Here is a 12,442-nt window from a genome sequence, read left to right as displayed (position 1 = left end):
CTGATGGCGGGGCGGGACGGGTCGGCAGCCCGTTCGATGCAGGGGCCATGTTGAGTGTTAGTTTGCGCAGGCGTCACCGAATAAGCACGGGTGGGGAGAGCTCATGGACACCACGCAGCGGACCGAGCAGCAGCGGTCCGCCGACCGACGTCGGCGCGAGCTGCTGGAGGCCGCCGACAGAGTGGTGCTGCGCGACGGACCGCAGGCCTCGATGAACGCCATCGCCGCGGAGGCCGGCATCACCAAGCCGATCCTGTACCGGCACTTCGGCGACAAGAGCGGACTGTACGCCGCCTTGGCCAAGCGGCACACCGACGCGTTGCTGAACTCGCTCCGGGCGGCGCTGGACGCCCCGGCGGGCCGGCGGGAGCGGGTCGAGGCCACCCTCGACACCTATCTCGCGGCGATCGAGGCACGTCCGCAGGTGTACCGGTTCCTGATGCATCCGGCGGAGGGCAGCCCGGGCGGGGAGCAGGGCTTCGACGTCGGCAAGCATTCGATTCCGCTGCTGCGCCGGATGGGCGAGGAGCTGGCGCAGGTCATCGAGGACCGGCTGGATCTCGGGCCCGGGGGGCAGCAGCTGGCCCGGGTGTGGGGGCACGGGATAGTCGGGATGATGCATGCCGCCGGGGACTGGTGGCTGGGGGAACGACCTTGTTCTCGGGGGGAGTTGGTGCGGAGTCTTGCCGATCTGCTGTGGGGGCGGCTGGCTGCCGCCGGCGACAAGATAGGTGGTCCGGGGTTCTGAGGCCTCACCGGCGCCAAGACGCTCGCGTCACCTGGCGCATCAGCCTCCGGTGGCGCCAGCCCTTCAAGTGGTCCGCGTAAATCCGGCCCTCCAAGTGGTCGCACTCATGCTGCAGGCACCGTGCAAAAAAGCCCGTGCCGTGCACCGTCACCGGCTCTCCCGTCACCGTGAACCCCTCCACCACCGCATGGTCGTAGCGTTCCGTCCCCGCCTCCAGCCCCGGCAGGGACAGGCAGCCCTCCGGGCCGCGTACGACCACGCCGTCCTTCTCGACGAGCCGGGGGTTCACCACGTGGCCGACGTGGCGGACGTCCTCGTCGTCGGGGCAGTCGTACACGAAGACGCGCAAAGACTCACCGATCTGGTTCGCCGCCAGACCGACGCCCTGCGCCGCGTACATCGTCGCGAACAGGTTCTCCACGAGGGCTGCCAGTCCGGGGCCGAAGTCGGTTACCTCCTCGCACGGGGTGTGCAGGACCGGGTCCCCGAGCAGGGTGAGGGGCCGGACACGCCCTCGGGCGCCCGGAATGGAGCTGTTTCGCATGGCCGTCAGGGTACGGCGGTTCGGGACTGTGAATGGATCTCGATAGGCTGAGGTCCACACCACGTTGCCGTCAGGCAGATGCGCGGCGCGTACGCAAGGAGGATCGAGAACTCATGGCAGGCAACTCGGACCCGCTCACGCCGCGGGCCAAGCTGGCCGTGACCGCGGGCAAGGCGGTCGCGGCGGCATCGCGCGCCGCGGGGCGCGGGAGCGGTTCGGTGATCGGTGGCCGGGTGGCGCTCAAGCTCGACCCCGACCTCCTCGCGCGGCTCGCCCAGAACCTGGACGTCACCCTGGTCTCGGCCACCAACGGCAAGACCACCACCACCCGGCTGATCGCCGAGGCGCTGCGCGCCGCGGGCCCGGTCGTCTCCAACGCGCTCGGCGCCAACATGCCGGCCGGCATCACCTCGGCCCTCGCGGGCAGCTCGGACGCCCGGTTCGGGGTCATCGAGGTCGACGAGAAGTACCTCGCCGGGGTCGCCCGGGACACCGACCCGAAGTGCATCGCGCTGCTGAACCTCTCCCGCGACCAGCTCGACCGCGCCGCGGAGACCCGCATGCTGGCGGAGAACTGGCGTGAGGGGCTGGCCGGGTCGAAGGCGGTCATCGTCGCCAACGCCGACGACCCGCTGGTCGTGTGGGCCGCGTCCTCCTCCCCCAATGTGATCTGGGTCGCCGCCGGGCAGATGTGGAAGGACGACGCCTGGTCCTGCCCGTCCTGCGGTGGTGTGATGCAGCGCCCGGGCGACGACTGGTTCTGCGGTGAGTGCGGTTTCCGCCGCCCCACGCCGAGCTGGGCGCTCTCCGGGGACCACGTCCTCGACCCGCACGGCTCCGCCTGGCCGATCCATCTGCAGCTGCCCGGCCGCGCCAACAAGGCGAACGCGGCCAGCTCCGCCGCCGTGGCCGCCGTCTTCGGTGTGCCGCCGCAGGTCGCCCTGGAACGCATGTACCAGGTGCAGGCCGTCGCCGGGCGCTACGACGTGGTGCAGTTCCAGCAGCGCGACCTGAGGCTGCTGCTCGCGAAGAACCCGGCGGGCTGGCTCGAAACGTTCAGCCTGATCGATCCTCCGCCCACCCCGGTGATCCTCTCCGTGAACGCGCGCAGCGCCGACGGCACCGACACCTCCTGGCTGTGGGACGTCGACTACACGCGTCTGTCCGGCCACCCGATCTGTGTGATCGGCGACCGGAAGCTGGACCTCGCGGTGCGCCTGGAGGTCGCGAACCAGCAGTTCCAGGTCTGCGACGACCTCGACCAGGCGGTGCAGATGAGCCCGCCCGGCCGGATCGAGGTCATCGCCAACTACACCGCCTTCCAGGACCTGCGCCGCCGCGTGGGCAACTGACACTCAGGGGACTTTTGTGAGCGACAACCAGCTGCGGGTCGTCTGGATCTACCCCGACCTGCTCAGCACCTACGGCGACCAGGGCAACGTCCTCGTCGTGGAGCGCCGCGCCCGGCAGCGCCGCCTCGACGTGGCGCGTCTCGACGTGCGCAGCGACCAGGCGATCCCGACCTCCGGGGACATCTATCTGATCGGCGGCGGCGAGGACCGTCCGCAGCGGCTCGCGGCCGAGCGGCTGCGCCGGGACGGCGGACTGCACCGGGCCGTGGAGAACGGCGCGATCGTCTTCTCCGTCTGCGCCGGCTACCAGATCCTCGGCCACGAGTTCATCAACGACCTCGGCCAGCGCGAGCCCGGCCTCGGGCTCCTTGACGTGGTCTCGGTACGGGGTGAGGGCGACCGCTGCGTCGGTGACGTGCTCGCCGACATCGACCCGCGCCTCGGCCTGCCCCCGCTGACCGGCTTCGAGAACCACCAGGGCGTCACCCACCTCGGCCCGACGGCCCGCCCCTTCGCCCAGGTCAAGCTGGGCAACGGCAACGGCACGGGTGACGGCACGGAGGGCGCGTACAACGACACGGTCTTCGGTACGTACATGCACGGGCCCGTGCTGGCCCGTAACCCGCAGATCGCCGACCTGCTGCTGAAGCTGGCGCTCGACGTGAACGCGCTGCCCCCGACCGACGACCGCTGGTACGAGGCCCTGCGCAACGAGCGCATCGCGGCGGCCCAGCAGCCCGCCTGACACCTGGACGCAAGCTCCGCTCCACCGGCCCGTCTGACGCCCCGTCCGCACAGGTGAGCGGGGTCGTCCAGCAGGCGGACGCATGCTTCGGCCCCGCCCCCTCCTGCCGCTAGGGTGGCGGGGTTCGTGCCGGACGACGGGGTCCGGTCCCGGCCCACGTTGAGAAGGTTCTTTCGGGCTATGCGCATTGGTGTCCTCACGTCCGGCGGCGACTGCCCCGGCCTGAACGCCGTCATCCGGTCCGTCGTGCACCGCGCCGTCGTCGACCACGGCGACGAGGTCATCGGCTTCCGGGACGGCTGGAAAGGCCTCCTCGAGTGCGACTACCTCAAGCTGGACCTCGACGCGGTGGGCGGCATCCTGGCCCGCGGCGGCACGATTCTCGGCTCCTCCCGGGTCCAGCCCTCGCATCTGCGCGACGGCGTGGAGCGGGCCAAGGGCCATGTCGAGGAGCTCGGCCTCGACGCGATCATCCCCATCGGCGGTGAGGGCACGCTGAAGGCGGCCCGGCTGATGTACGACAGCGGGCTGCCGATCGTCGGCGTCCCGAAGACCATCGACAACGACATCGCGGTCACGGACGTCACCTTCGGCTTCGACACGGCCGTCGGTGTCGCGACCGAGGCCCTTGACCGGCTCAAGACCACCGCCGAGTCCCACCAGCGCGTCCTGGTCGTGGAGGTCATGGGCCGGCACACCGGCTGGATCGCACTGCACTCCGGCATGGCGGCCGGCGCGCACGCCATCGTCGTCCCCGAACGGCCCTTCGACATCGAGGAGTTGGCCAGGCGGGTCGGCGAGCGGTTCGAGGCCGGCAAGCGCTTCGCGATCGTCGTGGCAGCGGAGGGCGCCAAGCCGAAGGCCGGGTCCATGGAGTTCGACGAGGGCGGCAAGGACATCTACGGCCACGAGCGCTTCGCCGGGATCGCCCGCCAGCTCTCCATCGAGCTGGAGGAGCGGCTGGGGAAGGAAGCCCGGCCGGTCATCCTGGGGCACGTCCAGCGGGGCGGTACGCCGACGGCGTACGACCGTGTGCTGGCCACCCGCTTCGGCTGGCACGCGGTGGAGGCGGTGCACCGGGGCGAGTTCGGCAAGATGACCGCGCTGCGGGGGACCGACATCGAGATGGTCCCTCTGGCGGAGGCCGTCGAGACGCTGAAGACGGTTCCGTCGGAGCGGTACGACGAAGCGGAGTGCGTTCTGTAGTGCGCAGGTGATCTCGTACGGAATTGAAGAGTCCGCCCCCGGTCGCAGCAGCGACCGGGGGCGGTTCTACTCTGGGTCCGGACAGACAGCGCACAACCCCCACGAATCAGGAGCCGTTGGATGGATCACAGCGGGCACGGCATGACCATGGATCTGCCGCCGTTCACGCTGGGGCGGGGTCTTCAGTGGTCGGCGGACCCGTTCTTCCTCGTGGCCTGCCTGGTGGGGCTCGGGCTGTACGCGTACGGCGTGGTGCGGCTGCGGCGGCGCGGTGACAAGTGGTCGGCGGCGCGGACGGTGTCGTTCGTCCTCGGTGTGCTGACCATCGGGCTCGTGATGTGCACGAAGCTCAACGACTACGGCATGGTCATGTTCAGCGTGCACATGGTGCAGCACATGATCATCAGCATGCTGTCGCCGATCCTGATCCTGCTCGGCGCGCCCGTCACGCTCGCCCTGCGCGCACTGCCGACGGCGGGCAACGGCCGCAAGGGGCCGCGCGAGCTGCTGCTGATGCTGCTGCACAGCCGGTACATGCGGATCATCACGCATCCCGCGTTCACCATTCCGCTGTTCATCGCGAGCCTGTACGCGCTGTACTTCACACCGATCTTCGACTTCCTGATGGGCTCCAAGGCGGGGCACGTCGCGATGATGGTGCACTTCCTCGCCGTGGGCGTCGTGTTCTTCTGGCCGATCATCGGGGTGGACCCCGGGCCGCAGCGGCCGGGTTATCTGATGCGGATGCTGGAGCTGTTCGCGGGCATGCCGTTCCACGCGTTCTTCGGCATCGCGCTGATGATGGCGTCGACGCCGATGGTGGAGACGTTCAAGAACCCGCCCGCCTCGCTCGGCGTCGAGGCGCTCTCCGACCAGACCGCGGCCGGCGGCATCGCCTGGGCGTTCAGCGAGATTCCCTCCGTGCTGGTGCTGCTCGCCCTGCTGTTCCAGTGGTACGGCTCCGAGCAGCGGCAGGCCCGGCGCAAGGACCGGGCCGCCGACCGTGACGGCGACAAGGAACTCGAGGCATACAACGCCTATTTGGCCTCATTGAACGCACGCGGGCAATGAAGGCCTCGCCATTCGGAAGCATTCAGTAGCATGAAGTGCATGGGGGAAACCGCCGGGGGGAGCGGTGATGACACTTCGCGCATTTATGCAAGGGGCCGGGAAATCGGCGATTCGCAAGGTCGCCGTCCTGCTCGTTTTCGTACTGGCGCTCAGCGGTTGTGATCGAAGTACGCCGCTGCTCGCCGTGAAGGCGGTGGCCGCGGGAGTTCCCTCTCTCGCGCCTTTCTTCGACGAGGACAGCGGGCTGGGCCATGACGCCGCGATCAGGCCGCAGACGGCGCACGGCAGTCTGCAGCAGGGGGACACGCCCGGGCTGTACGGGGGCACGAGGAAGCCGACCATCTGCGACGTCAAGCGGCTCAGGGAATTCCTCACGGACCCCAGGAATCATCAGAAGGCGCAGGCGTGGGCCACTGCGCTGAACATCAGCGTCGATGAGATTCCGGGATACCTGGACCGGCTCACTCCAGTTCTCCTGCGTCACGACACCCTCGTGAAGAATCACGACTACAAGAAGGGAAAGGCTGTTCCCTTCGACTCCCTGCTGCAGGCGGGAATCGCCGTACTCGTCGATGAACAGGGACTTCCGGCTGTGAAGTGCTCGTGCGGAAATCCACTGCGGCCCTTCACGGGTGACACGAACAGGATTTCGGTCAAGTTCGGGGACGGGAACGAGAAGTGGCGGGGATATCAGCGTTCCTCGGTGGTCGCCGTGCGGCCGGCGCCGCGGAAAATGCAGCGGCTCGTTCTGGTCGACGTCGGCGATCCCGCCGTGGGCATCGACCGGCCCGTCGGCACCACGGGGGCACACGACAAGACCTTCGACACGCGCACGGAACGGGCGGTGCCCCGGCTCGCCGGGACGACGTTCGGGGACGCGAGCCGGCGGCTGGCCGAGGCGGGGCTCGCGGTCGGGTACGACGGGAAGGCGCGACCGCCCGACGACGCGCGGGTGACGGCGTCGGACCCGCCGGCCGGGAGCAAGCTGGGGTTCGGGGCGTACGTGACGCTGAGCGTGGCAGAGGGGACGTCCCACGGGCCGGCCACTCCCCCGCCGTCCGTGACGTCCGGGCCGTCCACAGCGCCGCCGTCATCGCCTTCGTCGTCCGGGTCGTCACCGGCCTCGCCGTCGTCGCCGTCCGGCAGCGGCCCCGGGCCGTCGTCCTCCGCGGCGTCGTCGAGCGCGCCGCCCGGTTCCAAGGCGCCCCCGTCGAGTGCGCCGCCCAGTTCGCCGTCGACGACGACCGGCTCACCCGCGAAGACCAGCGCCCCGGTCACCAGCAGCGCCCCACCACCGAGCAAACCGGTCACCAGCAGCGCCCCACCACCCAGCAAACCGGCGACGAGCAGCGCGCCCCCATCGAGCGCTCCGGTCACCACGAGCGCTCCGGCCACCAGCGGGCCGGCGAGCAGCGCGCCTGCCACGAGTGCGCCCGCGAGCTCCGGGCCCGCCTCGATCGCGATCACGTAGCGCCTCCGCAGAACCCGGGAGTCACCGGATGCATTCAGGATCACCCACGTCGGGAGTGGGCCGGGTCATCGCCGGCCGTTATCTGCTGCTGAACCGGCTCGGCAGCGGTGGCATGGGCCATGTGTGGCTCGCCCACGACCAGAGACTCGCCTGCGAGGTCGCGCTCAAGGAGATCGTGTTCCGGGACCCGGACCCGACCGCCGACGAGCGGGAGGCCCGGGTCGCCCGGGCACGCGCGGAGGCCCGGCACGCGGCAGGACTGCGCGGGCATCCTCATGTGGTGACGGTGCACGACGTGCTGGAGCACGAGGGGCTGCCCTGGATCGTCATGGAGTACGTGGCGGGCGCCGTCGACCTGAAGGAGCTGGTCGAGACGCGCGGTCCGCTCGCGCCCGCCGAGTGCGCCCGCATCGGGCTGGCCGTGCTGGACGCGCTGACCGCCGGGCACGAGCGGGGCGTCATGCACCGGGACGTGAAACCGGCGAACATCCTGCTCGCGCCGGACCGCTCCGGGGCGCCGTACGGGCGCATCCTGCTCACCGACTACGGCATCTCGGTGCAGCCGGACGCCGGCGAGACCCGGTACACGCTGGCGTCCGTGCTGGTGGGGACGTCGGGCTATCTGGCGCCGGAGCGGGCCACGGGCGGGCCGCCCACCCCGGCCGCCGATCTGTTCTCGCTGGGCTGCACGCTCTACCACGGAGTCGAGGGACAGGGCCCCTTCGAGCGCGAGTCGCACCTCGCCGAGGTCACCGCGGTGGTCATGGAGGAGCCGCGTCCGGCCCTGCGCGCCGGTGCGCTGGGGCCCGTACTGGAGGCGCTGCTGGTGAAGGATCCGGGGCGGCGGCCGTCCGCGACGGAGGCGGAGGCGGCGCTGTCGCGGATCGTCACGCCGCAGGCCGAGGCGTACGCCCGTACACAGACCGACCTGGGTTCGCAGCCGCCGTGGGCCGGGGTGGCGAGCGCCCCCGGGCCCCGTCCCGCCCACCGTCGCCGTGAGCTCCCGCGGGCGCTGCGGGCGGTTCTCGCCGTCGCGCTCGGTCTGGTGCTGGCGCTGGGCGGGGTCTGGTACGCCATGGCACACCAGAAGAGCGGCGGCGACGGGGCGGCCTCGCCGTACGGTTCGGCCGTGGGACTGTCCGCGCCGCTCAAGGACGGGGAGTGCGTGCTCGCCGACTGGCCGGGCGACCGTTTCCAGGGGGTGCCGCGGCTCACGCCGGATCCGGGCTGTCAGGACAAGGCTCCCGACGGGCAGGTGACGGCGTTCGTGCCGGCCGCGTCCGCTGACGAGGCGCACGAGCTGGGGCCCGCCCGGTGCGAGGAGCGGACGCAGGAGATCCGGGAGCGGCTGGCTGACGTCCGCAGCCTCGCCGTCGTGCCGACCGGGGCCGGGTTCGAGGCCGCGGGACGGCGCACCGCCTGTCTGGTGCTGGGCGCGCACGGGCCGGTCTACGGGCCGCTCGGCGATCGGCGCGAGGTGGGCTCGGACTTCACCGACACGGCGAACATGCAGCGCCGTGACTGTCTGCAGACCCGATCCAACCGGGACGCCCGGCTGGTCTCCTGCGGCGGCCCGCACGACGAGCAGGTGCTCGGTTTCACCCGGCTGGGCGAGGACGTCACGCTCACCGAGGCCCGTACGCGGTCGGATGCGGCCTGTGCGAAGGACGTGGCGCCGCGGGACTACGGCTTCGACCCGTCGGTCTACACGTCCGGCTCCTGGAGCAGCCAGGGCGCCTGGAAGTCGGGCACGCATTTCGTCGTCTGCACCGTCCGGAAGCAGAACGGGGGCACCATGGAGGGGAACGAATCCTGAGGAGGGTGTTGCGATGCCCGGTTCTACGGACGGTTCTACGAAGGCAATGGGGGCGATCACGGTCGGCGGCCTGGTCGTGGTGACCGCCTACACGGTGGCCCTCGGCTCCAACGGCTGGCTGTGGTTCGGCTGGGTGGTGCTGGGGTTGCTCACCCTCGGGATGGTCGCCTCGCGCAGCACATGACGCATCCGGGGCACATGGCGTTCATTGCTCGCTCAGCCGCCCGGCCGAGTGCACCCCCGGCTGGTATTTCGGCAGCCGGGCGGTGATCTTCATGCCCGCTCCCACGGCGGTCTCGATGACGAGCCCGTAGTCGTCGCCGTAGACCTGGCGAAGGCGGTCGTCGACGTTGGACAGTCCGATGCCGCCCGAGGGGCTGACCTCGCCGGCGAGAATGCGGCGCAGCAGGTCGGGGTCCATTCCGGCGCCGTCGTCCTCGATGACGACCAGGGCCTCGGCGCCGGCGTCCTGTGCGGTGATGCTGATGTGGCTCTTGCCGACGGACGCCGCCCTGCCCTCCAGGCCGTGCTTGACGGCGTTCTCGACGAGCGGCTGCAGGCACAGGAAGGGCAGGGCGACCGGCAGGACCTCGGGGGCGATCTGCAGGGTGACGGAGAGGCGGTCGCCGAAGCGTGCCCGCACCAGCGCCAAGTAGTGGTCGATGGCGTGCAGTTCGTCGGCGAGGGTGGTGAAGTCGCCGTGCCTGCGGAACGAGTAGCGGGTGAAGTCGGCGAATTCCAGGAGGAGTTCGCGGGCGCGTTCGGGGTCGGTGCGGACGAAGCTCGCTATCACCGCGAGCGAGTTGAAGATGAAGTGCGGGGAGATCTGGGCCCTGAGCGCCTTGATCTCGGCCTCGATCAGACGGGTGCGGGACTGGTCGAGGTCGGCCAGTTCCAGCTGGACGCTCACCCAGCGGGCGACCTCCCCGGCGGCCCGGACGAGGACGGCGGACTCGCGGGGCGCGCAGGCGACCAGGGCGCCGTGCACGCGGTCATCGACGGTGAGCGGGGCCACGACCGCCCAGCGCACCCGGCAGTCCGGGTCGGGGCACTTGAGGCGGAAGGCCTCGCCGCGGCCGCTCTCCAGCGGTCCGGCGAGGCGTTCCATGATCTCGTCGCGGTGGTGGCCGCCGACGCCGTCCCAGACCAGGACCTCCTTCTGGTCCGTCAGACACAGGGCGTCCGTGCCGAGGAGGGTGCGCAGCCGGCGGGCGGACTTGCGGGCGGTCTCCTCCGTCAGCCCGGCCCGCAGCGGGGGTGCGGCCAGGGAGGCGGTGTGCAGGGTCTGGAAGGTGGCGTGCTCGACGGGCGTGCCGAGGCCGCCGAGGCTCTCGGGGCGGGCGGTGCGCCGCCCCAGCCAGAACCCGGCGGCCAGCAGCGGCAGGACGGCCACGCACAGGCCGGCGAGGAATCCGCTCACGCCTTCACCTCCGCGCGCAGTTCCTCCGGCAGATGGAACCTCGCCAGGATCGCCTCCGTCCCGCCGGGCACCCGGCCCGGAGTCGCCAAGGACACCAGCACCATGGTGAGGAAGCCCAGCGGTACCGACCAGAGGGCGGGCCAGGCCAGTAAGGCGTGCAGCGAGCCCGTGCCGGGGAAGCCCGCCATCGTCGCGGCCACCGCCAGGAACGCCGAACCGCCGCCGATCAGCATCCCGGCGGCCGCGCCCGGCGGGGTCAGCCTGCGCCACCAGATGCCGAGGACGAGCAGCGGGCAGAAGGACGAAGCGGACACCGCGAAGGCCAGCCCGACCGCGTCGGCGACCGGCAGCCCGCCGACGATGACGCTGGCGGCGAGCGGCACCGCCATCGAGAGCACCGTGCCGAGCCTGAAGTGCCGTACGCCGCGCGTCGGCAGGACGTCCTGGGTGAGCACTCCGGCCACCGCCATGGTCAGCCCGGACGCCGTCGACAGGAACGCGGCGAAGGCGCCGCCCGCCACCAGCGCGCCCAGCAGGTCGCCGCCCACGCCGCCGATCATGCGGTCCGGCAGCAGCAGGACGGCGGCGTCCGCGTCGCCGGTGAGGGTGAGTTCGGGGGTGTAGAGCCGGCCGAGGGCGCCGTACAGGGGCGGCAGCAGGTAGAAGGCGCCGATCAGGCCGAGCACGGCCACGGTCGTGCGGCGGGCGGCGACGCCGTGCGGGCTGGTGTAGAAGCGGACGACGACGTGCGGCAGTCCCATGGTGCCGAGGAAGGTGGCGAGGATCAGCCCGTAGGTGGCGTACAGCGGGCGTTCCTCGCGGCTCGAGGCCAGCGAGGTCGACATGCCGCCGTTGGTGCCGCGGTCGGCGGTCGGGACGGTGGTGCCCCTGGCGAAGGTCAGCCGGGTGCCCCGCTCGATGTGGTGGGTGCCGGAGGGGAGTCGGATCCGCCCGGCGTCGTGGGTGCGGCCGTCGACCGTGCCGGTCACGGTGACGGTCAGCGGCCGGTCCAGCTTCAGGTCGAGGCTGTCCTCGACGCGTACGACGCGCTGCTCGCGGAAGGTCGCCGGCTCCTCGAAGGCGTGGCGGGGCGCGCCGTCGCCCTGCCAGGCGAGGACCAGGAACAGCGCGGGCACCAGCAGGGCGGTGAGCTTGAGCCAGTACTGGAAGGCCTGCACGAAGGTGATGCTGCGCATCCCGCCGGCGGCGACGGTGGCGACCACGACGACGGCCACGATGAGCCCGCCGAGCATATCGGGCGCACCGGTCAGCACGGTCAACGTCAGCCCGGCGCCCTGGAGTTGGGGCAGCAGATACAGCCAGCCGACGCCGACGACGAAGGCCCCGGCCAGCCGCCGTACCGCCTGCGAGGCCAGCCGGGCCTCGGCGAAGTCGGGCAGCGTGTAGGCGCCGGAGCGGCGCAGCGGGGCGGCGACGAACAGCAGCAGGACCAGATAGCCGGCGGTGTAGCCGACCGGGTACCAGAGCATGTCCGGGCCCTGCACCAGGACCAGGCCCGCGATGCCCAGGAAGGAGGCGGCGGAGAGGTACTCGCCGCTGATGGCGGCCGCGTTGAGGCGGGGGCCGACGGTGCGGGAGGCGACGTAGAAGTCGGAGGTCGTACGGGAGATGCGCAGGCCGAAGGCGCCGACCAGGACGGTCGCCACGACCACCAGAGCCACCGCCGGAACGGCGTAACTGGAGTTCACCGGTCTTCCACGAGCCGCACGAAGTCCCGTTCGTTGCGCTCGGCGCGCCGGACGTACCACAGGGCGAGCAGGACCATCGGGACGTAGAGGCAGAAGCCGAGGATCACCCATTCCAGGCGGCGGGCGTCCCGGGTGGCGGCGAAGACCAGCGGGAGCGGGCCTATCAGGAGGCCGAGGGACGCGAACACCGCGAGTGCGGCGCGGAGTTGGGTGCGCATGAGGGAGCGGACGTAGGTGTGGCCGAGGGTGGTCTGCTCGTCGATCTCGGTGCGCGGGCGGGAGTAGCCGGAGGCGCGGCGGGTGCGGCGGGGCGGGCCGGTGACGACGACGCGGCGCTCGGTGGGGTCCTGGCCCGGCACG

General features: G+C 71.3%; 12 protein-coding genes. 8 read left to right on the top strand and 4 right to left on the bottom strand.

Going from position 1 to position 12,442, the window contains the following annotated elements:
• Positions 1–103: 103 nt before the first annotated feature.
• On the top strand, positions 104–748 hold the full coding sequence (locus tag ACWC1K_RS26840) for a TetR family transcriptional regulator (protein WP_450834920.1): 645 nt from the start codon (positions 104–106) through the stop codon (positions 746–748).
• A gap of 4 nt (positions 749–752) precedes the next feature.
• Here ACWC1K_RS26840 and def read toward each other — a convergent pair whose 3' ends face one another.
• Positions 753–1,292 (bottom strand): peptide deformylase, encoded by a 540-nt coding sequence (gene def / locus ACWC1K_RS26835; protein ID WP_450834918.1) that lies wholly within the window; start codon positions 1,290–1,292, stop codon positions 753–755.
• Positions 1,293–1,405: 113 nt separating this feature from the next.
• Here def and ACWC1K_RS26830 point away from each other — a divergent pair, with 113 nt between their 5' ends.
• From ACWC1K_RS26830 to ACWC1K_RS26800, 7 genes are all read left to right on the top strand, one after another.
• Entirely contained in the window at positions 1,406–2,644 is a 1,239-nt protein-coding gene (locus ACWC1K_RS26830; protein WP_351479341.1) for a MurT ligase domain-containing protein, read from the top strand.
• Between the two features lie 16 nt (positions 2,645–2,660).
• A complete protein-coding gene (locus ACWC1K_RS26825; protein ID WP_351479344.1) occupies positions 2,661–3,389 on the top strand; it encodes a type 1 glutamine amidotransferase in 729 nt (242 codons plus the stop codon).
• A gap of 180 nt (positions 3,390–3,569) precedes the next feature.
• Complete coding sequence (locus tag ACWC1K_RS26820; RefSeq protein ID WP_450834916.1) at positions 3,570–4,595, top strand: 6-phosphofructokinase; 1,026 nt, start codon at positions 3,570–3,572, stop codon at positions 4,593–4,595.
• Positions 4,596–4,715: 120 nt separating this feature from the next.
• Positions 4,716–5,666 carry a cytochrome c oxidase assembly protein gene (locus tag ACWC1K_RS26815; protein WP_450834914.1) on the top strand — a complete coding sequence of 317 codons (951 nt, stop codon included), beginning with the start codon at positions 4,716–4,718 and terminating at the stop codon, positions 5,664–5,666.
• 67 nt (positions 5,667–5,733) lie between these two features.
• Entirely contained in the window at positions 5,734–7,137 is a 1,404-nt protein-coding gene (locus ACWC1K_RS26810) for a DUF6777 domain-containing protein (RefSeq protein ID WP_450835031.1), read from the top strand.
• 28 nt (positions 7,138–7,165) lie between these two features.
• Positions 7,166–8,953: a protein kinase domain-containing protein gene (locus ACWC1K_RS26805; protein WP_450834912.1), complete on the top strand. Its 1,788-nt coding sequence runs from the start codon at positions 7,166–7,168 to the stop codon at positions 8,951–8,953.
• 13 nt (positions 8,954–8,966) lie between these two features.
• Complete coding sequence (locus tag ACWC1K_RS26800; protein ID WP_030928253.1) at positions 8,967–9,137, top strand: hypothetical protein; 171 nt, start codon at positions 8,967–8,969, stop codon at positions 9,135–9,137.
• 21 nt (positions 9,138–9,158) lie between these two features.
• Here the strand turns inward: ACWC1K_RS26800 and ACWC1K_RS26795 are convergent, their stop codons facing one another.
• Genes ACWC1K_RS26795 through ACWC1K_RS26785 form a run of 3 tightly spaced genes read right to left on the bottom strand, consistent with a single transcriptional unit; the run spans position 9,159 to position 12,441 of the window.
• Positions 9,159–10,373, bottom strand: a complete 1,215-nt coding sequence (locus ACWC1K_RS26795; RefSeq protein ID WP_450834910.1) for a sensor histidine kinase — start codon at positions 10,371–10,373, stop codon at positions 9,159–9,161.
• Positions 10,370–12,082, bottom strand: a complete 1,713-nt coding sequence (locus ACWC1K_RS26790) for a sodium/solute symporter (protein WP_450834909.1) — start codon at positions 12,080–12,082, stop codon at positions 10,370–10,372. The genes ACWC1K_RS26795 and ACWC1K_RS26790 overlap by 4 nt, the downstream gene beginning before the upstream one ends.
• Entirely contained in the window at positions 12,079–12,441 is a 363-nt protein-coding gene (locus ACWC1K_RS26785) for a hypothetical protein (protein ID WP_450835029.1), read from the bottom strand. The genes ACWC1K_RS26790 and ACWC1K_RS26785 overlap by 4 nt, the downstream gene beginning before the upstream one ends.
• Position 12,442 lies beyond the last annotated feature (1 nt).

This window comes from Streptomyces sp. NPDC001492 (assembly GCF_053597275.1).
The sequence above is the reverse complement of the archived record's forward strand: the minus strand, read 5'-3'. Positions and strand labels throughout refer to the sequence as shown.